The following is a 21659-nucleotide window of genomic DNA, read 5'->3' on the forward strand; positions in this document are numbered from 1 at the left end:
GGGGGGTCGCGAGACTGCTCGCGTGCGTGCTGATCGGTGGGTCTCCCTGGTGCTGAACCTGCGTCAGCACCGTCGCGCCACCGTCGCCATGATCGCCGAGGACCTCGGCACCTCGCCGCGTCGCGTCCTGCGCGACCTGCGGGCGATGGCGGAGGGCGGGGTCCCCGTCTATCGCGAGCCGGACCAGGAGTCCTGGAGCCTGCTGCCCGGGTTCCGCAGCGAGCTCGAAGGACTCGGCCGCGACGAGATCCTGGTCCGGGTCGTCTCGATCGTCCCGCCCCGCCGTCGGGGTCCCGCCCTCGACCTGGCGCTGCGCGCTGCGCTCCGTCGCCTGCGGCGGGAGGGGGTCACCCCGCGCCTGGAGGTCTGGGCCGGGGACCTGACCCCGGGACGGCCGGTGCGCGTCCCGGGTGCGGACGAGGCGGTGGGGGTGCCCCAGCTCCTGCGCCGGGCCCTCATGAACGGCACCTCCGTCCGCCTGCACTACGTGCCCGAGGGTGGTCCGCCGAGCTGGTGGACGGTCACGCCGTTGCGGATCTTCAAGCACGACGGTCGCGAGCACCTGGTCGCCCGCGACGACAGCATCCGCCTCGACAGCACCGGCACCGTGCGCGGCGGCGTCCCCACCGGCCCCGGCGCCACCGCGGCCCCGGGCCAGGCCCGGGCCGCCGACCACGTGTTCTGGGTGGACCGCATCGCCACGGTCCAGGTCGCCGCCCCGGTCACCGGGGCCCTCGCCGTCCCCGCTGCGTCCGGCCCGGTGGCGTTCCCGTCCGAGGGCCCGGCCAGAGGCCCGGCCGAGGGCCCGGACCTGACCACCCGCACCTGGATCCCCGGTCCGTCCCGCGGGACCCGCCCGGGCGACCCGGGCCTGCCGGTGACGGTCCGGCTGCGGCTCGACCCGGCCCGACGGGCCGACCTGCTCCCGCACGTCTCGAGCATCCGGTCGGAGCGCCCCGAGGCGGGGGGCTGGCTGCGCCTCGAGGTGGTCTTCCCCGACGCCCGCACCGCGCTCGACACGGCCTGGCGGCTGGGGGTCGCCTCGGAGGCCCTCGACCCCGCCTGGTTGCGCGACCGCCTTCGCCAGCGCGCGACGACGATCACCGCCCGGTACACGCTGCAGGCCTGAGGTCGAGCGCGCGACCGGGCCGCGCGGACGGGTCGTAGGGTGGTCCGACCATGCCCCCCCGACCCCGGACCCGGCCGCCGCGCGCCCGCCGAGAACTCCCGTGGCGGGTCCTCCCCGTCGCCGTCCGGCTGCTCCTGCTGAGCGAGTTCGCGTTCAACGTCGGTTTCTACCTGGTCGTGCCGTTCCTCGCGGTGCACCTGTCGGAGAACCTCGCGATGGCTGGTTGGGTCGTCGGGATCGTCCTGGGGTTGCGCACCTTCAGCCAGCAGGGGTTGTTCTTCGTCGGGGGTGCCCTGACCGACCGCTACGGGGTCCGTCCGGTCCTGCTGGCCGGGTGCCTGGTCCGGATCGCGGGTTTCGTCGTCCTGGGGATCTCCGGTTCCCTGCCCGGGGTGCTCCTGGGCACGGTGCTGACCGGGTTCGCCGCCGCGCTGTTCTCCCCGGCGGTGGAAACCGGTCTCGCGCACCAGGGTCGGGAACTCGAGGACCAGGGTCGCATCAGCCGGGCGGAACTCTTCGCCCTCGACGCCGTCGTCGGCAAGGTGGGGTCCCTGGTCGGACCGGCCCTCGGCGCGGTCCTGCTCGTCGTGCCGTTCACGGTGACCTGTTTCGTGGCCGCGGGGGTCTTCGCGCTGGTCCTCGTCCTGAACGCACGGTGGGCCCCGCGCGACCACGGGACCGAACGGTCGGCCTCGCTCACCGTCGGCTGGGTCGCGGTCCTGAAGAACCGTCGGTTCCTCGTGTTCACCGCGTTCTACGCGTCGCTGCTGCTGGCCTACAACCAGATGTACCTGGCGCTGCCCGTGGAACTCCTCCGGGCCACGGGGTCGCAGGAGGCGCTCGGGGCGCTGTTCGTCGTGGCCGCGGTCGTGAGCGTCGGCACGCAGGTGCCGCTGGCCCGGTGGGCGCGGCGGCGCGGGGCCCGGATCGCCGTCCCGCTCGGGTTCGTGGTCTCGGCGTTCGCGTTCGCGCTCGTGGCCCTCGCCACCGCGCTCACCCTGCCGGGGTGGGTGCCGGCCCTGGCCCCGGCCGTCCTGTTCGTCGTCGTGCTGCACCTGGGCTCGGCGGTGGCCGGTCCGGTCGCCCGCGACCTCGTCCCGGCCCTGGCCCACGAACGGCACGTGGGCGCCCACTACGGAGCGCTGGCCTCCGGCGGCGGGCTCGCCGTGCTCGTCGGGTCGGCCGGCACCGGCGCCCTGCTGAGCCCCGGTGCGACGCTGCCGTGGGCACTGCTGGCGGCCTGGCTGCTCGTCTCCGCGCTCGCGCTGGCGCTGCTGTGCGCGCGGGTGGCCCCCGGTGCCCGGCGGCGGCGCACGCCCGGCAGCAGCGAGGAGGCGCTGACCGCGAGCACCGACAGCGCCACCAGCGAGAGCGCCGGGGCCAGCACCACCCAGGGCGCCCGCTCCGCGTAGGGCAGCCCCTCGGCCAGGACCAGCCCCCAGTCCGGGGCCGGCGGTTGCGGCCCGAGCCCCAGGAACCCGAGCGCCGCGAGGGCCAGCGCGACCCCGGGCAGACGCAGGAAGGCGTTGCGCAGCACGGGTCCGGCGACCATCGGCAGGACGTGCGCGAGCAGCACCCGGGCCCGCCCGACCCCCAGCACGGGCAGGACCCGGATGTGCGGTTGGGCGGTGGCCTCGGCCACCAGGGCCGAGGTGTGCGCCGCCAACGGCGCCCAGGCGACCACGAGGACCGCCACCGTGGCCCCGGACCAGGACGGCCCGAGGACGGCCGTCACCAGCAGGCCGACGACGATCGGGGGCGCCGCGTTCGCGACCTCCACCGGACCGGCGGTCAGGTCGGGCAGCAGCCCCGCGAACAGGCCGATGACGAAACCCGCCAGGCAGATGCCCACGGCGATCGCGATGGTCGTGCCCGCCCCCTGGCCCAACCGGGCCAGCAGGTCCCGTCCCGAGGCGTCGGCCCCGAGGAGCAACCCGGGTCCCGGCGGGGCCAACCGTCCGTGCGCCGAGGTGAACGGGTCCCCGGCCCAGCCGCCGACGACGAGCACGACCAGGAAGGCCAGCGCGGCGGCGGGGACCAGGGCGTCGCGGCGGCGGACCGCGTGCCCCGAGGAGGGGATCACCAGCCCGCCGACCCGGGCCGCCCGGCCGAGCACGAGACGCCGCACCAGATCGGTGCCCACCCCGAGGACCGCGCCCAGCCCGATGAGCAGCAGCAGACCGGCCTGCAGCACGGGCAGGTCCTGGGTCTGCGCGGCCCCGAGCGTCGTCCGGCCGAGCCCCGGGATCGCGAACACCCGCTCCACCGCGACCGCGCCGCCCACCAGGCCGACGACCACGAGCCCGACCTGCGGCAGGACCGGGGGCACCGCGCGCAGCAGCACCCCGCGGGCCAGCGTCGGGCGGGGTACCCCGGCCGTGGTCCAGGTCGACACCCAGGCCTCCGCCCCGCTCGTGGCGACCGCGTCGGCCACGAGCCGTCCGATCAACCCCCCGGCCGGCACCCCCATGGCGACGGCCGGGAGGACGGCGCTCGCGGGCCCGGTCCATCCGAAGGGCGGGAACCATCCCAGCCAGACCGCGACGACGACGAGCAGGGTGGTGGCCAGCAGGAACTCCGGCAGCGCGGTCAGCGTGGCCGCCACCGCCCCCGAGGTGCGGCGGGGGCGACCGCGCAGCACCGCGACCAGCGAGGGCAGGACGACCGCGGCCGTCACCCCGAGCAGCACCGCGAAGGAGAAACCCATCAGCGTGAGCGAGACGCCCAGCGCCCCGAGCACCCCGGGAAGCACCTCGGCCCCGCTCACCCACGAGTTCCCGAAGTCCCCGCGCAGGACCCCGGACACCCACTGCCGCAACAGCCCCACGGGACCCTCCGCCAGGCCGAGCTGCTCGCGCACCGCGGCGAGGGCCTCGGGGGTGGCCTCCTGCTCCGCCGAGCGCCCGCGCAGCACGGTGAGCGCCGGGTCACGGCCGGACAGCCACGGGAGCAGCCCGACCACCATGACGACGCCGAGCACCGTCACGACGCGCGACAGCGGACGCAGGAGGACCCCCACGATCAGCTCGCGGCGGTGGTGGCAGCGGTGGTGGCGCGGATGAGCTCGCGCTCCCGGCTGTCGCGCGCGACCCCGGTGAAGTCGCCGGACTCACCCTGGATGACGCGTTCGTGCAGCATCGGGATCGCGGCGTCGGACTCGAGGATGAGCTTCTCGGCCGCCATGATCGCCCGGCGACGGTCGTCACCGGCCGGGATGCGGGAGGCCGTCTGCAGGGCCTCGTCGATCTGCGGGTCGCAGAGCTGGGCGATATTGAACGACCCCTCGCAGGAGAAGTCGGAGTACATGTAGGCGACCGGGTCCCCGGAGTCCAGGACGGTGGCGCGGGACAGGATGAACGCGTCGAACGCCCCGGCCAGCGCGTCGGACTCGATCTGGGAGTACTCGCGCACCTCCTGGCGGACCGTGAACCCGGCCGCCTCGAGCTGCTGCTGCAGCTGCACCGCGACCTCGGGCAGTTCTGCGCGGTCGGTGAACGTCGCCAGCACGATCTCCTGGCCCGCCGGGTTCCCGGCCGCGGTCTCGGTCCGCGCCGGGCGACCCTCGGCTGCCCACGGCAGGGCCGGGCCGAGCAACCCCTGGGCGACGTCGGCGCGTCCTTCGTAGACGGTGTCGACGATCTTGTCCCGGTCGACCGCGTCCCGGGCCGCGGCCCGCATGGCCGGGTCGGCGAAGACCCCGCGCTCGGTGTTCAGGTACAGGGTGTTCGTCCGCGGCATCGGCACCTCGAAGATCTGGTCCTCGTCCAGCAACGAGGCCTGCGAGACGGGGATCGCCTCCACCACGTCGGCCGTGCCGGTCCGCAGCGCGGCGGCCCGGGCGGTGCCGTCCGGGACGAAGTTCACGTCGATGCCGGCGATCTTCGCCTTGTCGCCCCAGTACCCGTCGTAGCGGTCGAGTTTCGCGCTCGACGTGCCCTGCACGGAGACGAGTTCGAACGGTCCGGTGCCGTGCCCGACCGGGTCGACGACACCGTCGGCGCCGTAGGCCGCGGCCGCGAGGATGGACAGCTGCGGGCTGGACAGACGTTGCGGTACCAGCGGATCGATGTCACCGGTCCGCACGAGGACGGCCGTCTCGGGGGCGTCGGGGTCGGCGGTGGCGGTGAGGTCGACCCCGTCCAAAATGCGGGGTTTCGGGCTGGCCTGGGTCGCGGCGGTCAGCGCGGCCACGACCTGATCGACCGTCAACGGCGTCCCGTCGTGGAACGTCACGCCCTGCCGGATCTCGAAGCGCCAGGTGTTCGGGTCGACCTGCTCCCAGGCGGTGGCCAACGCCGGCTGCGCGTCCCCGGCCTCGTCCAGCACGACCAGGGTCTCCCCGGTCGACCAGCGGGCGAGCTTGAACGCGTCGTCGCTGAACGGCGTGAGCCCGCTGCGGGGCGGGTTCAGCATGGCGACCCCGATCCGGTCGCCGGTCTCCTCGGCGCCGGCCTCCTCGGTCGTGTCGGGGGCGGAGAAACAACTGGTGAGCAGCAGGGCGCTCAGGCCCAGTCCGACGACGGGCAGGGCAGGACGGACACGCACGGGTTTCCTCCGGTGGTGGGTTTCTGGCGGGAGTGCGGGGGCGGGCCGGTCGTGGACCGGCGGGCCGGATCAGGCGGGCAGCAGCGGGATCGCGTCGACGAGCGCCCGGGCGGCGGGGTGGGTGGGGGCGGCCAGCAGGTCCGCGGTGGGCCCGTCGCCGACGACGCGTCCCTCGGCGAGGACGACGCTGCGTTCGCAGAGCGCCGCGACCGCGGCGACGTCGTGCGAGACCACGACGAGGGCCGTCCCCTGCTCGTGGGACACCGTGCGCAGCATGTCCAGCACCAGGGTCCGCAGCGGGAGGTCCAGGCCGCTGACGGGTTCGTCGGCCAGCAGCAACCGTGGGCGCAGGACGAGGGCCCGGGCCAGGCAGACCCGTTGTGCCTGACCGCCGGAGAGTTCTCCCGGCCGCGTGTCGCGCCGGTCGCGGGGCAGCTCGACGAGGTCCAGCGCTCGTTCGACGAGGCCCGCGGGGCGGCGCCGTTCCTCGCGGGTCCCGAGCCGTCGCACGGGGAGGGCGACCAGGTCGCGGACCGCCGACCGCGGGTCGAGCGTCGTCGCCGGGTCCTGCGGGACGTACTGCACGAGCCGACGGAACCAGCGCAGGTCCCGGGTCCGCCCGGCGTGGACCGGGCGAGCGTCCACGGCCACCGTCCCCCGCTCGGGGGCGTCGAGGGCGAGCAGCGCGCGCAGCAGCGTGGTCTTCCCGGCCCCGCTCTCCCCGAGCAGCCCGACCCGTTCCCCGGCGGCCACGTCCAGGTCCACACCACGCAGCACCCGCAGGTCGAGGTCGCGGCAGGTCAGCAGGCTCACGCGGGGACCCGACGGGTGAGGAGCGGGCCGAGATGGGTCTCCACGTCGCGGGCCGCGTCGAGCAGCGACGCGGTCAGCGGGTGCCGGGGGGCGCGCAGGGTGACCGCGACCGGGCCGTCCTCGACCACCCGCCCGTCCTGCAGGACGACGACCCGGTCGCACAGCGCGGCGGCCACCGCGATGTCGTGCGTGACGAACAACAACCCCCGCCCCGTCCCGGGGCCGGTGCGCGCGCGCAGCAGGTCGAGGACACCGGCCTGCGTGACGACGTCGAGCGCGGTGGTGGGTTCGTCGGCGACCAGCAGCGGGGAGCCCCCGGCCAGGGCAAGGGCGAGGCAGATCCGCTGCCGCTGCCCGCCGGACAGTTCGGCGGGCAGCGCGCCCAGGACGCGGGCCGGGTCGCGGAAACCCAGGTCGCGCAACGTCTCCGTCAGGACGGGGCGGACGGTGCGGAGGGTGCGTCCCCGGGCGGCGGCGAGCTGGCGCCCGACCGGGACGAGGGGGTGCAGCGCGGCGGCCGGGTCCTGACGGACCGAACCCGGCCGGTCCCGGCGGGCCCGTCGGGCGGCGGGGACGCCGAGCACCTCGCGCTCGCCGAGGCGCACGCTGCCCGCGACCGTCAGGGCGGGCGGGAGGATCCCCAGGACGGCGGCCGCCGTCAGCGACTTCCCCGACCCCGAGGGCCCGAGCACGGCGACGCGTTCGTCACGGTCCACCCGCAGGTCCACGCCGTCGACGAGGTCGGTGCCGCGCGCACGGACGTGCAGGGCCCGGACGTCGAGCAACGGCACGCGGAACCTCCTCCGACCGGTGGGCGGCGAGGTGGATCACCTCGGGTGCGCATCATAGAGTGGTAATGCTTCTCATGTGCAAATCCCCCCGACCGGGACGGGTGCGGTCGCCGTCGGTGCCAGCCGTCCGTCCACCAGCTCCAGGACCCGGTCGACCGCCCCGAGGTGGGCGCGGTCGTGGGTGACGAGCACGGTCGCGGTCCCGAGCCGCCGGGTGAGCCGGGCGAGCAGGTCGACGACGCCGGCCCCCCGCTCGTGGTCGAGGGCGCTGGTGGGTTCGTCCACCAGCAGCACCGCCGGGTCGTTCATGAGGGCCCGCGCGATGTTCACGCGCTGCCGCTGACCCCCGGAGAGCTGGTGCGGACGACGGTGGGCGGCCGCGGACAACCCGACGGCCTCCAGCAGGTCGCGGGCGCGCTCGCGCACCGCGGCCCGCGGTTCGCGGCGCGCCGAGGGCCCCAGGTGCCGCATGACCTCCAGCTGCTCGGCGGCGGTCAGGGCGGCCAGCAGGTTCGACTGCTGGAACACGATGCCGATGTCGTTGCGCCGCAGCGTGCTCAGGGCGCGGGGGGACAGGCCGTCGACCGCCCGGCCGGCCACCGAGACGGTTCCGGAGTCGGGGCGGACCAGGGTCGCCGCGACGGCCAGCAGGCTGGACTTTCCGGACCCCGACGGGCCGACGACGGCGGCCAGGGTCCCGCCGGGGACGTGCAGGTCGACGCGGTCCAGGGCGAGCAGCCGGTCGGACCCGTCGGCGTAGGTGAGGGTCACGTCGCGCAGCTCGAGGCCGGTCGACGGGGCGGTGGTCGGCGGGGCGGTGGTCGGCGGGGCGGTGGTCGGCGGGTTCATCGGATGCTCCCCAGGGCGGTCAGCGGGTCGACGGAGGTGATGCGGCGGACGGCCAGGGCGGATCCGGCCGCGCCGAGGACGACCAGGACGAGGGCCGGGAGCCCGACGGTGGTCGCGGTGAGGACGAACGGGACCCCGGCCCCCGAGCGGGTCAGCAGGGCGCCGACCCCCAGGGCGAGCCCGGTCCCGAGCGCCGTGCCGGCGAGGAGCAGGACCAGGGCCTGGCCGAGCGCGTCGCGCAGCAGGACCGCGGTCGAGGCGCCGAGCGCCTTGAGGACCGCGACGTCGGCGCCGCGCTGCACGGTCCAGACCGTGAAGAACGCCCCCACCACCAGCGCGGAGATCGCGAAGAGGAACCCGCGCATGAGCTGCAGGGACCCGTTCTCCGAGGTGAACGCCCCGATGGCCGCCCGGGCCTCGCTCCGGCTCAGCGACGTGGTGCCGGTCGCCGCCTCCGCGTCGGCCAGGTCGGTGCCGGGTGCGACGTCGAGCGCGACCGCGGTGGCGGTCTGCGTCCCGGCGCCGTTGCTGGGGGTGCTCGGGGGAGCGGCGGCGCGCCAGAGGTCCAGGTCGGTCCAGACGACCGGGGTGTGGCTGTACCAGGCGTCGGGGCCGACGCCGGTCACCCGCACGGTGGTCCCCGCCAGGCGCAGGGTCCCGCCCTCCCGCAGGCCGAGGTCGTCGGCGGCGGCCCGCGAGAGCACCACCTCGGCCGGGCCCACGGTCGTCCCCGGGGGCAGCAGGGTGGAGCCGGAGCGGACGCCGAACAGGGTCACCCCGGTCCCGGCGGCCGTCGGGCCGGACCCCTCGGCGGGCAGGGCGCGGGTCGTGGTGATCCCGAGCGGTTCGGCCCGGCGCACCCCGGGTTCGGCGGCCCACCGCCCCCACTGCTCGGCGGTGACGGTCGAGGCCGCGAACGACGGGTGCTCCCCCGCGGCGGGGGTCGTCACGGCGATCCGGTCGGCCGGGAGTTCGTCGACGGCCGAGGTGTTCTGCGCCCCCAACCCGGCGGTCAGCCCGGACAGGAGGGCGATCAGCAGGGTGATGAGCACGATGACGGACCCCATCAGGGCGAACCGGCCCCGGGCCTGACGGAGATCTCGGACGGCGACGAACACGGTGCTCCTCGGGTGGACGGTGGTTTTCTGCTCCGCAGCCTCGCCCGGCCGGGGACCGCTCGGCGTCTGCCGGGGGAGGGGACCTCGTCGATGAGGGGTGGGTCCCGCGGTTGTGTCGAAAGATGCAGGCGCGACCCGTCCGGCCCTTCCTACGATGGGTGGACCATGCCCGCCGCCGAGAACCGCACCCCGCACCCCCGGTCGGGCACCGCCCCGCGGGCCGGCGTGCGGATGCTCGTGACCGGTCTGCACCTGCTGGTCGCCGCGCTGCTCGTCCTGGCCGTGGTGCAGGCCCCCTGGTCGCGCCCGGCCGAGGCCCGGCTCACGACCGTCGTGGTGCTCGCGTTCGCCGCCGTCTACGCCGCGGGTTCGCGCCGCGGTCGACGCCCGGCCCGGTGGTGGCTGCCGACCCTCGTCCTCGCCTGGATCCTGGTGACGGCCGTCAGCGTCCAGGGCGTCTGGTTGATGTTCCCGTTGTCGTTCCTGTTCCTGCACCTGCTGCCCCGCCGGGCCGGCATCCCCCTGGTCCTCGTCTCCGCCGGGGTGGCCGTCGCCGGTTTCGCCCTGCACGAGGGGCGGTTCTCGGCGGCGATGGTGCCCGGTCCGCTACTGGGTGCGGCCGTCGCCGTGGGGGTGGTCGAGGGGTACCGGGCCCTCTACCGCGAGGGCGAGGCGAACCGGCGGCTCCTCGAGCAGCTGCGGGCGACCCAGGAGGACCTCGCCGAGGCCCAGCACGCCGCGGGTGTCGCCGCCGAACGCGAACGGTTGGCGCGCGAGATCCACGACACCCTCGCCCAGGGTTTCATCAGCATCCAGCTCCTGCTGCGGGCGGCCGAACGGGAACTGCCGGGTTCGCCCGACCTCGCCCGCGCCCACGTCGAGCAGGCGCGGGCGTCGGCGGCCGACAACCTGGCCGAGGCCCGCCGGTTCGTGGCCGGGTTGACCCCGCCCGCGCTCGCCGAGGGCACGCTCGTCGAGGCGTTGTCGACGTTGTGCCGGACCGTCTCGCAGCGCCACGGCTTGCGGGCCCGGTTCCACCTGGACGGGGAACCCGTGCGCCTGCCCCCGACCCACGAGGCAACGCTCTGGCGGGTGGCGCAGACGGCGGTGGGCAACACCGTGGCCCACGCCGCGGCGCGGAACCTCGACGTGACCCTCTCCTTCCTCGGTGACGAGGTCGCGGTCGACGTGGTCGACGACGGGGTCGGTTTCGACCCGTCCGCCCGGCGGGCCGACCCGGGCGACGGGACGGGTTTCGGGCTGCGGTCGGCGCGCGACCGGGCGGTCGTGCTGGGCGGGTCGGTCGAGGTCGGTGCCGCCCCCGGCCACGGGGTCGCGCTGGCGATCCGGTTGCCCCTGGGACGTGTCGGACGAGGAGGGGCGGCATGAGCGCGGACGGGTTCGCGGGCCCGGTCGTCCGGTTGTTGCTGGCCGACGACCACCCGGTGGTGCGGGCCGGGTTGCGGGCCGTGCTGTCGACGGAACCCGATCTGCTCGTGGTCGCCGAGGCGGCGAGCGCGGACGCGGCGGTCGCCCGCGCGGCCGGTGGTGACGTCGACGTGGTGCTGATGGACCTTCAGTTCAAGGGCGGCCGCAACGGCACGTCGGCCACGGCCGAGATCACCGCCCGCCCGGGGGCTCCGCGCGTGGTCGTGGTGACGACGTTCGACACCGATGCCGACATCGTCCCCGCGATCGAGGCGGGGGCGACCGGGTACGTGCTCAAGGACGCACCCCCCGAGGAACTCGCCGCCGCCGTCCGGGCGGCCGCCGCCGGTCGGTCCGCGTTGGCCCCCGCGGTGACCGACCGGCTGCTGAACCGGATGCGCGAACCGCGGACGAGCCTGACCCCGCGCGAGATCGAGGTGGTGGGGTTGGTGGCGCAGGGTTTCTCGAACTCGACGATCGCGGCCCGGCTGGTGCTGACCGAGGGCACGGTCAAGTCCCACCTGGTCCGGATCTTCACCAAGCTCGACGTCGACTCGCGCACGGCCGCGGTGGCGGAGGCGGTCCGCCGGGGACTCATCCGCCGCTGAGCAGGCCCGCCTCAGTTCCGTGGGGGTTCGCGCCCCCTGGCAGCATGGCCGGCAGCGTCCCGGTCGACCGGGACGCCCACGGGAAGGGGTAAACGACATGGCCGAGACCCACGCCGGGGAACCGGATCTGCACCAGGGAAGCCTGTCCTCACGCCTGAACTGGTTGCGGGCCGGGGTTCTCGGGGCCAACGACGGCATCGTGTCGGTGGCCGCCCTGGTCGTCGGGGTGGCCGGGGCGAACGCCGGGCGCGGAACCCTGCTGACCGTCGGGGCGGCGGGTCTGGTGGCCGGGGCCCTGTCGATGGCGGCCGGGGAGTACGTGTCGGTCTCCACCCAGCGCGACACCCAACGGGCGTTGCTGGACAAGGAACGGCGTGAACTGCACGAACTGCCCGAGGAGGAGCTCGCGGAACTCGCGGCGATCTACGTCGAGAAAGGGTTGTCGGAACCCCTGGCCCGGCAGGTCGCGCAGGAACTCACCGCGCACGACGCGCTCGCCGCCCACGCCGACGCAGAACTCGGCATCGACCCCGAGGAGGTCGTCAGCCCCTGGCAGGCCGCCTGGGCCTCGGCGGCGGCGTTCACGCTCGGGGCGTTGATCCCCGTCCTGGCGATCGTCCTCGTCCCGCACGCCGTCGCCGTCGTGGCCTGCTTCCTCGCCGTGCTGGTCGCGCTCGCGCTGACCGGGGCGGTCGGGGCCCGGCTGGGCGGGGCGCCGCTGCCCCCCGCCGTGCTGCGCACGGTGCTCGGCGGCGCGGTCGCGATGGTCGCCACCTACGGCATCGGCCGGGTGTTCGGGACCGGGGTCTGACCTCGCGTCAGGAACCGGTCGCGGGGACGGTCACGTTCGTCCGGGCCTCCTGGAGCCGGGCGACGGCCGCGTAGGTCGTCGCGGTGGCGGTGAGGCTCGCCCCCACGAGCAGCAGCGTCAGTGCGGCCCCGGCCCGGCGGGCGGCCCGCGGGCGGGCGACGGCCGGTTCCAGCAGCAGCCGCACGCGCCGCCCGACGTCGCCCCCGGTCGCGGCCAGCATGCCCGGGTCGGGACGCGGGGCGGTGCGGGCCAGGGTCGCGGCGGCGATGGCCCGGGCCGTGGTCACCCGTCCCACGCGGGCGGCGGCGTCGAGGTCGGCCTCCTGCTCGGCGGCCTCCCGAACCGCTCGCGAGGCGTTGCGGGCCAACGGGTTCACCGCGGCGCTGAGTTCGGCGAGCTGGATCCAGCCGTGGTGGCGGCGCGTCAGGTGGGCCTGTTCGTGGGCCAGCAGGGCCTCCTGCTGGTCGGCGTCGAGGGCTCCGAGCATGGCTCGGCTCACCACGATCCCGCCCGGGGTGCGGCGCCCGCCGGGGCGACGAGCCGGCGGGACGGCGAACGCGTCCACCCGGGCCTCGTCGAGGACGGCGCACGGGCCTCCGGGCGCGGCCGGGCCGAGCGCGGCCAGGAGTTCCGTCGCCGCGCGGAGGTTGCGGCGCACGGCGAGGTGGTGCCGGGTCGCGGCGACCGTCAGCGCGGCCAGGACGACCCCGAGCGGGACCGCCCAGCCCCAGCCGAGGTCGGGTTCCGGGAGGGCGGCGACCACCCACGACGCGTTCGCGGCGACCCAGGGCACCCGGGCCAGCAGGATCACCGCCAGCACGACGAGGGCCACCAGGGCGGCGGCGGTGCTGGCCGCCGCCGCGAGGCTCAGCCGACGGACCCGGACCCCGGGCGCCAGCTCGCCGATCCGCGGCGTCAACCCGTGCAGGGCCAGCGGCGCGACGAGGGCGGCCGGGACCAGGACGTCGAGGGCGTCGGGCACCGTGGGGAGCATCGTCACGCCCCGGTGCCGGTCGGGATGCTGGTCGGGGGGTCGGTCCCCCGGAGCACCGCAAGCAGCAGTTCCTCGTCCTGCGGGTCGAGTTCGGCGACGAACCGGCTGAGGACGTCGGCCCGGCGCCCCTCGGCGTCGAGCAGGCGGCGCATGCTGCGGGCCGTGCGCGCGGCCGAGGTCTCGGCGGGGGTGGCGGCGGGGGAGTAGGCGTAGGCGCGACCCTGCGGTTCCCGCTGCAGGACGCCCTTCTCGGCCAACCGGGTGAGCGTCGTCATCACGGTCGTGTAGGCCGGGGAGGTCTGTCCGTCGGGTCGGATCCGGTCCAGGACCTGGGCGACGGTGAGGGACCGCCCGGTCTCGGCGACCCCGTCGCGCACGGCGTCCACCACGACGTCCTCGAGAACTCCACGAGAACGCCTGGCCATGACCGCGCACCTCCTGGTCCCTCGTGTCTACTATCGAATCGATAGTAGGCGCGACCGAGCCCGGCCGACGCTTCAGTGTGCGCCCGCTCCGCCGTCCGCGGAACCGGGCCGGAGAGATCGAGGTATCCCGTGCTCGACACCGTGAACGGCCTGCCCGTGCACCCGCTCGTGGTCCACGCCGTCGTCGTGCTGCTCCCGCTGGCCGTCCTCGGGACGATCGCGGTGGCCCTGGTCCCGGCCCTGCGGACGCGCTACGCGGGGTTGAACGCCCTCGTCGCCGTCGTCGGCACGGTCCTCTGCCCCGTCGCCACCCAGAGCGGTGAGGCGCTCGAGCACCGTGTCGGCGACCCCGGGGAGCACGCCGAGCTGGGCGACCAGCTGCTCTGGTTCGCGATCCCGGTGGCCGTGCTGGCGCTGGCGATCTGGTGGCTGCAGCGCCGCTCGACCGGCGAGGGGGCGGCTCGCACCGCCGGCCGGGGCGCCACGGTCGTCGGGATCGTCGCGATCGTGGCCTCGGTGGCACTGGGCGTGCAGGTCTACCGGGTCGGCGACTCGGGGGCGAAGGCCGTGTGGGCCGATCAGGTGTCGGCGTCGTCCAGGTAGGCGAGCTGGGCCCGGATCGAGGCCCGCGCCGCCCGGTGCAGCCGTTCGTCGAGCGGTCCGTGGACGGCGACGACCAGCGCGTCCAGGTCCGCCAGGCCGCTCGCGCGGGCGGCCCGGACCTGCTCGAGCCGGGCCCGGCGGTGGTCGCGCTGGGTGGTCAGGGCCGCGCGGGCGTCTGTCCGGGCCGGTCCGTGCCCGGGGAGCAGGACGGCGGCGTCGAGCGCGAGCAGCCGATCGAGGGAGTCCAGGTAGGCGGCGAGGTCGCCGTCGGGTTCGGCGAGCACGGTGCTGCCCCGGCCCAGGACGGTGTCACCGGTGAGCAGCGAGGCCTCGGCGGGCAGCAGGACGCTGATCGAGTCGGCGGTGTGGCCGGGGGTGGCCAGGACGTCCATCCGGAGGCCGTCGACGGTGAGCGTCCCCGGTTCGCGGCGCACAGGCGCGTCGTCGTGCTCGGCCCGGAAGGCGTCGAGGCCGCCGACGTGGTCCAGATGGTGGTGGGTGACGACGACGAGGGCGCAGCGCAGAGCTCGGCGGTCCAGCTCGGCGCGGATCGCCGCGCGGTGGGCGGGGGAGTCCTCGCCCGGGTCGACCACGACCCCGCGGCGCGCGCCGGGCTCGCCCAGGACCCAGGTGTTGGTCCCCTCCAGCGTCATGGGCGAGGGGTTGTCCTGCCGGACGCAGGAGGCGCGGCGGGTGACCTCACCGCCGCGCCATCCCGGCGTCGGGACGGGGTCGATCAGGCCACCCGCACCGTGATCTCCACCTCGACGGGGGAGTCGAGGGGGAGGACGGCGACGCCGACGGCGCTGCGGGCGTGGACCCCGGCGTCACCGAAGACCTCGCCGAGCAGGGTGCTGGCGCCGTTGACGACCGCGGGCTGTCCGGTGAAGGCCGGGTCGCTCGCGACGAACCCGACGACCTTGACGATCCGCTGGATGCGGTCGAGCCCGCCGGCGACCGAGGCGGCCGCGGCCAGGGCGTTGAGGGCGCAGAGACGGGCCAGTTCTTGGGCCTCGGCGGGCGTGACGAGCCCGTCGCCCTCGCCGACCTTGCCGGTCGCGACGAGCGAGCCGTCGCGCATCGGCAGCTGACCGGAGGTCCAGACCAGGTCGCCGTCGCGCGTCGCGGGGGTGTAGGCGGCCAGCGGCTTCACGACGTCGGGCAGCGTCAGACCCAGGGCGGCCAGCGCCTCGGTGGGGGTGCTCACGACAGGGGCCGCTTCAGGTAGGCGACCAGCCCGTTGCCGTCGGGCCCGGTGACGACCTGGACGAGTTCCCAGCCGTCCGAGCCCCACTGGTCGAGGATCGCCTTCGTCGCGTGGACGATGAGCGGGATGGTGGCGTACTCCCAGCGCGTGATGCCATTCGTCATGGCTGCACCGTAGTGCGCGGCCGGGGGCACGCCGCGGGCGCCCGCTCGGGACGCCCCGGGCCGGACCGCCGCCTCAGACGGCGGTCGGGACCTTGTCGTAGAGCGTCAGGTCGAGCACCTGGGCCAGCTCCCCGTCCGACCCCGCCGGTGCGGTGGCCGAGACGAGGTGGGCGTCGCGGGCCGCTTCGAGCAGCCGCCGCCAGCTGCGCACGTTCGGGCGCCGTTTGAGCAGGGCCCGCCGCTCCCGTTCGGTCATGCCGCCCCAGACGCCGAACTCGACCCGGCTGTCCAACGCGTCGGCCAGGCACTCGGTGCGCACGGGGCAGCCACCGCAGATCGCCTTGGCCCGGTTCTGGGCCGACCCCTGGACGAACAGCTCGTCCGCAGCCTGACCGGTGGCGCAGGCTCCTCGCCCCGCCCATTCCAACGTCCAAACCATCGACGGTTCCCCTCCCGTCAGCGCCGCTCCGGGCCCCCCGACGACGAGCGTCGGGCAGGTCCCCCCGGACCGGCCGAGCCATTTCTCCACAGTCGCCCGGCTGGCGCTGTGAATTCCCCCGAATGCAGCTCGTGGACTGCTCTTCGAGCGTAGATTGGGGGGTGCGCCCGGCTCCAGAGTCACAACGGGGCGTTCGACCTAGTCCGTTCGGACTAGTGAGGCCCGGATCAAGGGCGGTTGCTCGCGCTGGGTTGCGGATTGGTCACGATCCTGCGCAGGTCCACGGAAGCTTCTCACCGACGACGACGGTCCGCAGCGCTTCCATGCTTACCCTGACCGTATGGCGCAGTCCCCCACCCGGCAGTCCGACGCGCGGTCGTCGTCGCGACGACCCGTCTACCAGCTGCTGGCGATGTTCCTCGGTGTCAGCACGGCGGCGGGCGTCCTCGCGGCCGGCCTGGTCATGCCCGGGGTGGCCGCCTCCGGCGCCGCGGCCCGCGAGGGTGTCGGCGTCTTCAACGAGCTCCCCTCGGACCTGGGGGACGACACCTTGTCCGAGGCCACCCGCATCCTGTGGGCCGACGGCTCCGAGATGGCCCGCGTCTACGACCAGAACCGCGTGGTCGTCCCGCTCGCCGACGTCGCGCCGATCATGCAGCAGGCGATCGTGGCGATCGAGGACTCCCGCTTCTACGAGCACGGCCCGGTCGACCTGCGCGGCATCGCCCGCGCGGTCGTCAACAACGCCTCCAGCGGCGACGGCACCCAGGGCGCCTCGACGCTGACCCAGCAGTACGTGAAGAACATCCTGGTCGAGCAGGCCGTGGAGCAGGGCGACCAGGAGGCCGCGGAGGCGGCGACGACGGCCAGCGGCGTCGAGGGCTACGCCCGCAAGCTGCGCGAGATGAAGCTCGCGGTCGGCGTCGAGAAGGAGATGTCGAAGGACGAGATCCTCGACGGCTACCTCAACGTCGCCTACTTCTACAACGGGGTCTACGGCATCGAGGCCGCCTCCCGGTTCTACTTCTCCAAGTCGGCCAAGGACCTGACCCTGCCCGAGGCGGCCCTGCTCGCCGGGCTGGTGCAGAACCCGGTCGCCTACAACCCGCTGAAGAAGCTCGACGCCGCGACCGAGCGCCGCAACGTCGTCCTCGACCGGATGCTGCAGCTCGGCGTGATCAACCAGGCCGACCACGACGCGGCCAAGGCGTCCCCGATCGTCCTGAACGTGTCCCGCTCGCAGCAGGGCTGCATCGCCGCGGCCAGCGCCGCCTACTTCTGCGACTACGTGACCCGCATCGTGGAGAACGACCCGTCGTTCGGGGCCACGGCCGACGACCGGCTCGCGCTGCTGCGCCGCGGGGGCCTGACGATCCGGACCACCCTCGACCGTCGGGTGCAGGACATCGCCCAGAACGCGGCGAACTCGGTCATCAACCCGGGGCAGGCCGCGCGGACCGCGGAGTCCGTGGTCAAGCCGGGCACGGGCGAGATCCTGGCCATGGTGCAGAACACGACGTTCTCGCCCGACGACGACCAGGTCGGCGTCACCATGCAGAACTACAACGTCGCCCGCGACATGGGCGGTACCGGTGGGTTCCAGCAGGGGTCGACTTTCAAGGCGTTCACCCTCGCGGCCTGGTTGAAGTCCGGGAAGTCGCTGAACTCCACCGTCCGCGCGCCCGCCCGCGGCAACGACCCGTTCAGCGCTTTCACCCGGTGCGGGGAGAAACTCCGCGGCGGGTACTACCCGTACTCGAACTCCGAGGGCAGCGGTCCGGGCGTGATGACCGTGGCCGACGCGACCCGCAAGTCGGTCAACACCGCGTTCGTGTCGATGGAGAAGCAGCTCGACCTCTGCGACATCGCCGACCTGGCCCAGTCGCTCGGGGTCTACAAGGGGCGCCCGACCGCCGCGGACACCACGGGCGAACCGACGCTGAACCTCGACCGGATCCCGTCGATGACGCTGGGGACCAACCTGGTCACCCCGCTCTCGGTCGCCGGGGCCTACGCGGCCTTCGCCGCCGACGGCACGTTCTGCAAGCCGATCGCGATCGCCGAGGTGCTCGACGGCGACGGCAAGCCGATGCCCGTCCCGTCCGCGGACTGCAAGCAGGTCCTCGACGTGAACGTGGCCCGCAACGTCACGACCGCGCTGCAGGGTGGGTGGACCTCGGGGACCGCGGCGAGCGTCTCCGGCAAGGGTCTACTGAACGGCCGGGAGGTGGCCAGCAAGACGGGGACGACGAACGACAGCCAGAACGTGTGGTTCGCCGCGTACACGCCCCAGCTCGCCTCGGCGGTCTGGGTCGGTCACGACTCGAAGGTGTACTCGCTGAACGGGGAGCGGATCAACGGCCGGCGGTACGGCCGGGTGTTCGGGGCGACGCTGGCCGGCCCGGTCTGGACCAACACGATCGGCCCGGCCTCCAACGCCCTGGAACTGCCGCGCGCGAACTTCACCCCGGGGTCGAGCCAGGGTTTGAAGACGGTGAACTCCGACGGCCGCCTGCGGGTCCCGAGCGTCGTCGGGCGCAGCGTCTCCTCCGCCCGTTCCGCCCTGCAGGCGGCCGGGTTCCAGGTCGCGGTGTCCCGCTCGCGGGCCTACAGCGACTCGATCGGGGAGGGGCTGGTCGCCGGGCAGAGCGCCCGCTCCGCCGACGCCGGCGCGACGATCACGCTGACGGTCAGCGCCGGTCCGGACCCGAACGCGCAGCCGGAGCCCACGCAGGACCCGACGCCCAGCCAGGCGCCGAGCCCCTCGGCTCCGGCCGAGCAGCCCGCGGCCTCGCCGGCAGCTCAGGGCGACCAGGGCTGACTGTCCCGGACGCAGAACCGCCCCCACCCGAGTTCTCGGGTGGGGGCGGTTCTGCGTGGCAGGGGTGTGCCGCCCGGGTCAGTTGTTCAGCCGGGCCCGCACCGCGGCGGAGAGGCGCTTGCCGTCGGCCCGCGCCCCGATGGTCGGCTTGAGCTGGGACATGACCGCGCCCATCGCGCCCATGCCGGTCAGGCCCTCGGCGGAGGCGGCGAGGACGGCCTCGTCGACCAGCTCGGCCAGCTCCTCGTCGCTGAGCGGGGCGGGCAGGTAGGTCTCGATGACCCCGAGCTCGGCCTTCTCGCGCTCGGCGGACTCGGCACGCCCGGCCCCGGCGAACGCCTCGGCCGCCTCGGCACGCTTCTTGGCCTCACGCTGCAGGACGGTCATGACCTCGGCGTCGGAGAGCATCTTCGCGGTCTTGCCGGCGACCTCCTCGGACTTCACGGCGGTCAGCACCATGCGCAGGGTGGCCGAGCGCAGCTCGTCCCGGGCCTTGATCGCGGTGGTCAGGTCGCTGTGCAGGGTGTCTTTGAGGGTGGTCTCGCTCATGCCCCCAGCATCCCAGGTGTCGTCCAGGGGGTTGTTCCGCGCGGCGCGGGGGTGGTGCGGGAGGATGACCGCGTGCCCGCCTCCGCGTCCTCCCTCGGCCGTTCCCTGCTGACGGCGACCGCCCTCACCGGGGCCGCCGGCCTGGCCGGGGTGGGGTACGCGTCGCTGTACGAGCGCAACGCGTTCCGTCTGCGGCACGCGATCGTCCCGGTGCTCCCCGTCGGGCAGGCCCCGATCCGGGTGCTGCACGTCTCCGACCTGCACCTGCTCCCCGGCCAGCGGCGCAAGATCGACTTCCTGCAGGGCCTGGCCCAGCTCGAGCCCGACCTCGTCGTGGACACCGGTGACAACCTGGCCGGCGTCGACGCCATCCCCGCCGCCCTCGACGCCTTCGCCCCGCTGCTGGAGCTCCCCGGGGTGTTCGTGCTCGGCTCGAACGACTACTGGGCCCCGCAGCCGCGCAACTGGTTCAAGTACCTGACCCGCCGCAAGCCGAACAAGAAGATCACCGCCCCGCGCCTGGCGACCGAGGAGCTGGTCGAGGGCTTCACCCGGGCCGGGTGGACCGACCTCGACAACGCCCGCTCCCGTCTGGAGGTGGCCGGGCGGACCATCGAGTTCGTCGGCGTCGACGACCCCCACCTCCACTACGACCGCTACGCCGAGGTCCAGGCCCCCGCAGCGACCGACGTGGACTTGACCATCGCCGTCGCCCACGCCCCCTACCGCCGGACGCTCGACGCCTTCGTCGCCGACGGCGCCCCCCTCGTCATCGCCGGCCACACCCACGGCGGGCAGCTCTGCGTGCCGTTCTACGGGGCGCTGGTGACCAACTGCGACCTCCCCGCCAAGCAGGCCAAGGGCTTGTCGCGGTGGTCGGCCGGGGGGAACGACGCCTGGCTGCACGTCTCCGCCGGCCTCGGCACCTCCCCCTACGCCCCCCTCCGCTTCGCCTGCCACCCCGAGGCGACGCTGCTGGAGCTGGTGGCGCGGCGCTGACGCCGCCGTCCGTGGCCCCGGCGTGGGGCTCGGGTGGGGGGCAACCCGGTCGAGAGCACCCCCGCCCGTCCGCTAGAGTTGGGCGGGTCGCTGCGCGAGCAGGGACATCGGGGTGTGGCGCAGCTTGGTAGCGCGCTTCGTTCGGGACGAAGAGGCCGCAGGTTCAAATCCTGTCACCCCGACCCAGTAAGACCGCAGGTCAGAGGCCCGGAACCGCGTGAGCGGGGCCGGGCCTTTGTCATGTGCGTGACTGACTGCGTGACTACCTATGGGAGGGGTCGTAGCCGTCGGTGCCGTGCAGACCCCTGCGCGTTTCGCCGCGCTCATCGATCAGGCGACGGCAACCAGGCAGCTGTGGAGATCGTATCCAGGCGGGGGACGGCCTACCTCGTGCCTGAAGGTGAGTATCTGCGTGGCTCTGGGCTACCCACCAGTCTGAGTCTTCATAGAACCCAGGAAGGACAGGTGCGGCCGTGACTCATCGTGGAACGTCGTCGTCTGCGGACTGAGCCAGCGTTCTCCTTGATGCGTAAATCCTGATGAGAAGATTTTTGAGCGCCCCAATTTCAACGCTTCGCGCATCGCCCGTGATCGTCGAAGTCTCTAGTATGTCCTCCATGTCGGACACCTCTTGGGTTGCGCTCGGGTCGATCGCTGGCGTCGTGACTGCTTTAGGAACTGTAGCTATGGCCGTGGCCGTAATTGTCACCGCTGTCATCGCCGCTAATACCCTAAGAGCCGCGCGCGATGATAGCCGGGCACGTAGTCGACCAGTAATCATCGCTGAACTGCGTCGTGAGCTGCTCAGTCAAGGGACTACTCTATTGGTGTTGAAGAACTTCGGCGTTTCGACAGCTTCCGACGTTCGGGTGACTTTCAATCCTAAGGCGCCAGCACAGGTCGAAGAATTGCCGAATTCTGACGTCATGAAATGGATATACGAACGCTATGCCGCCCCAATCACGACCTGGGCTCCTGGGTGGACGCTTAGTAATGTAATCCGTGCAGGGCACGACGAGCTCTTGCCGATTACCGTAAAGGTGGACTACCTTGGCCCAGAAGGGGATGCTTACAGCGATGAGTATAGGTTGAATCCCGATCACATCCTCAAAGAAACCTCAGCTGCTCCTAGTAAGTCGAACGATCTTCTTGCCATCGAGCAACAGAAAGTATCAGCTATCCAGGCGCTCGTGCGAGCTCTCCAGGGGCGGTGAGCTGCAAGTCGGTATCCATGGCCCGGTGGTAGCTACTCGCTGGAAATCGAGCTGTGCGAGCAATCGATCATCACCTAAGAATTGATCCAAGATAAGCGCGGAGTGAGCTATTGCCTCCGGAGTATCTGGGGACGTAAGTCGCGTAATCTTCC

Annotated in this window: 21 protein-coding genes, 1 tRNA gene and 1 pseudogene; 10 read left to right on the forward strand and 13 right to left on the reverse strand. The window is 73.8% G+C overall.

Annotated elements, in window-relative coordinates; translation table 11 throughout:
- Positions 1-22: 22 nt before the first annotated feature.
- Together ACFFKU_RS13810 and ACFFKU_RS13815 are read left to right on the forward strand one after the other, a co-directional pair.
- Positions 23-1129, forward strand: a complete 1107-nt coding sequence (locus ACFFKU_RS13810) for a helix-turn-helix transcriptional regulator (RefSeq protein ID WP_380138792.1) — start codon at positions 23-25, stop codon at positions 1127-1129.
- A gap of 50 nt (positions 1130-1179) precedes the next feature.
- Positions 1180-2130: pseudogene (locus tag ACFFKU_RS13815) on the forward strand (MFS transporter); the annotation flags it as partial.
- Between the two features lie 131 nt (positions 2131-2261).
- Here ACFFKU_RS13815 and ACFFKU_RS13820 read toward each other — a convergent pair.
- The 6 genes from ACFFKU_RS13820 to ACFFKU_RS13845 form a co-directional block, all read right to left on the reverse strand.
- A complete protein-coding gene (locus ACFFKU_RS13820) occupies positions 2262-4148 on the reverse strand; it encodes an ABC transporter permease subunit (protein WP_380138793.1) in 1887 nt (628 codons plus the stop codon).
- Between the two features lie 2 nt (positions 4149-4150).
- Positions 4151-5674 carry an ABC transporter substrate-binding protein gene (locus ACFFKU_RS13825; RefSeq protein WP_380138794.1) on the reverse strand — a complete coding sequence of 508 codons (1524 nt, stop codon included), beginning with the start codon at positions 5672-5674 and terminating at the stop codon, positions 4151-4153.
- 69 nt (positions 5675-5743) lie between these two features.
- Positions 5744-6487, reverse strand: coding sequence for an ABC transporter ATP-binding protein (locus ACFFKU_RS13830; protein WP_380138796.1), 744 nt, complete (start codon positions 6485-6487; stop codon positions 5744-5746).
- A complete protein-coding gene (locus ACFFKU_RS13835; RefSeq protein WP_380138798.1) occupies positions 6484-7278 on the reverse strand; it encodes an ATP-binding cassette domain-containing protein in 795 nt (264 codons plus the stop codon). Before ACFFKU_RS13835 ends, ACFFKU_RS13830 begins: the two co-directional genes overlap by 4 nt.
- Positions 7279-7350: 72 nt before the next feature.
- On the reverse strand, positions 7351-8127 hold the full coding sequence (locus ACFFKU_RS13840; RefSeq protein WP_380138800.1) for an ABC transporter ATP-binding protein: 777 nt from the start codon (positions 8125-8127) through the stop codon (positions 7351-7353).
- Positions 8124-9245: an ABC transporter permease gene (locus tag ACFFKU_RS13845; protein ID WP_380138802.1), complete on the reverse strand. Its 1122-nt coding sequence runs from the start codon at positions 9243-9245 to the stop codon at positions 8124-8126. Before ACFFKU_RS13845 ends, ACFFKU_RS13840 begins: the two co-directional genes overlap by 4 nt.
- Before the next feature lie 231 nt (positions 9246-9476).
- On the opposite strand from ACFFKU_RS13845, the gene ACFFKU_RS13850 reads away from it, so the two are divergent.
- From ACFFKU_RS13850 to ACFFKU_RS13860, 3 genes are all read left to right on the forward strand, one after another.
- Entirely contained in the window at positions 9477-10634 is a 1158-nt protein-coding gene (locus ACFFKU_RS13850; RefSeq protein ID WP_380139343.1) for a sensor histidine kinase, read from the forward strand.
- Positions 10631-11281, forward strand: coding sequence for a response regulator (locus ACFFKU_RS13855; protein ID WP_380138804.1), 651 nt, complete (start codon positions 10631-10633; stop codon positions 11279-11281). The genes ACFFKU_RS13850 and ACFFKU_RS13855 overlap by 4 nt, the downstream gene beginning before the upstream one ends.
- A gap of 97 nt (positions 11282-11378) precedes the next feature.
- Positions 11379-12092 (forward strand): VIT1/CCC1 transporter family protein, encoded by a 714-nt coding sequence (locus tag ACFFKU_RS13860; RefSeq protein WP_380138806.1) that lies wholly within the window; start codon positions 11379-11381, stop codon positions 12090-12092.
- A 7-nt stretch (positions 12093-12099) separates the two neighbouring features.
- On the opposite strand, the gene ACFFKU_RS13865 is transcribed toward ACFFKU_RS13860, so the two are convergent.
- Together ACFFKU_RS13865 and ACFFKU_RS13870 are read right to left on the reverse strand one after the other, a co-directional pair.
- Positions 12100-13086: a M56 family metallopeptidase gene (locus tag ACFFKU_RS13865; protein WP_380139345.1), complete on the reverse strand. Its 987-nt coding sequence runs from the start codon at positions 13084-13086 to the stop codon at positions 12100-12102.
- A gap of 2 nt (positions 13087-13088) precedes the next feature.
- Positions 13089-13511, reverse strand: coding sequence for a BlaI/MecI/CopY family transcriptional regulator (locus ACFFKU_RS13870; RefSeq protein ID WP_380138808.1), 423 nt, complete (start codon positions 13509-13511; stop codon positions 13089-13091).
- Between the two features lie 129 nt (positions 13512-13640).
- Here ACFFKU_RS13870 and ACFFKU_RS13875 point away from each other — a divergent pair, with 129 nt between their 5' ends.
- Positions 13641-14114 (forward strand): DUF2231 domain-containing protein, encoded by a 474-nt coding sequence (locus ACFFKU_RS13875; RefSeq protein WP_380138809.1) that lies wholly within the window; start codon positions 13641-13643, stop codon positions 14112-14114.
- Here ACFFKU_RS13875 and ACFFKU_RS13880 read toward each other — a convergent pair.
- From ACFFKU_RS13880 to ACFFKU_RS13895, 4 genes are all read right to left on the reverse strand, one after another.
- Positions 14090-14767, reverse strand: coding sequence for an MBL fold metallo-hydrolase (locus ACFFKU_RS13880; RefSeq protein ID WP_380138810.1), 678 nt, complete (start codon positions 14765-14767; stop codon positions 14090-14092). The two genes, ACFFKU_RS13875 and ACFFKU_RS13880, sit on opposite strands and share 25 nt — an antisense overlap.
- 83 nt (positions 14768-14850) lie before the next feature.
- A complete protein-coding gene (locus tag ACFFKU_RS13885; RefSeq protein WP_380138811.1) occupies positions 14851-15321 on the reverse strand; it encodes a RidA family protein in 471 nt (156 codons plus the stop codon).
- A complete protein-coding gene (sp36, locus tag ACFFKU_RS13890) occupies positions 15318-15485 on the reverse strand; it encodes a Sp36 family protein (protein WP_380138813.1) in 168 nt (55 codons plus the stop codon). The genes ACFFKU_RS13885 and sp36 overlap by 4 nt, the downstream gene beginning before the upstream one ends.
- A 73-nt stretch (positions 15486-15558) precedes the next feature.
- Entirely contained in the window at positions 15559-15924 is a 366-nt protein-coding gene (locus ACFFKU_RS13895; RefSeq protein WP_380138815.1) for a WhiB family transcriptional regulator, read from the reverse strand.
- 340 nt (positions 15925-16264) lie between these two features.
- Between ACFFKU_RS13895 and ACFFKU_RS13900 the strand changes: the two genes are divergently transcribed.
- Positions 16265-18745: a penicillin-binding protein gene (locus tag ACFFKU_RS13900; RefSeq protein WP_380138817.1), complete on the forward strand. Its 2481-nt coding sequence runs from the start codon at positions 16265-16267 to the stop codon at positions 18743-18745.
- Positions 18746-18823: 78 nt separating this feature from the next.
- Here ACFFKU_RS13900 and ACFFKU_RS13905 read toward each other — a convergent pair whose 3' ends face one another.
- Complete coding sequence (locus ACFFKU_RS13905; RefSeq protein ID WP_380138819.1) at positions 18824-19294, reverse strand: GatB/YqeY domain-containing protein; 471 nt, start codon at positions 19292-19294, stop codon at positions 18824-18826.
- A 72-nt stretch (positions 19295-19366) separates the two neighbouring features.
- Between ACFFKU_RS13905 and ACFFKU_RS13910 the strand changes: the two genes are divergently transcribed.
- From ACFFKU_RS13910 to ACFFKU_RS13920, 3 genes are all read left to right on the forward strand, one after another.
- Positions 19367-20293, forward strand: coding sequence for a metallophosphoesterase (locus tag ACFFKU_RS13910; protein WP_380138821.1), 927 nt, complete (start codon positions 19367-19369; stop codon positions 20291-20293).
- 108 nt (positions 20294-20401) lie between these two features.
- Positions 20402-20475, forward strand: a tRNA-Pro gene (locus ACFFKU_RS13915).
- A 435-nt stretch (positions 20476-20910) separates the two neighbouring features.
- On the forward strand, positions 20911-21507 hold the full coding sequence (locus ACFFKU_RS13920) for a DUF8453 domain-containing protein (protein ID WP_380138822.1): 597 nt from the start codon (positions 20911-20913) through the stop codon (positions 21505-21507).
- Positions 21508-21659 lie beyond the last annotated feature (152 nt).

The organism is Kineococcus gynurae (assembly GCF_042433995.1).
Taxonomy (GTDB): Bacteria; Actinomycetota; Actinomycetes; order Actinomycetales; family Kineococcaceae; genus Kineococcus; species Kineococcus gynurae.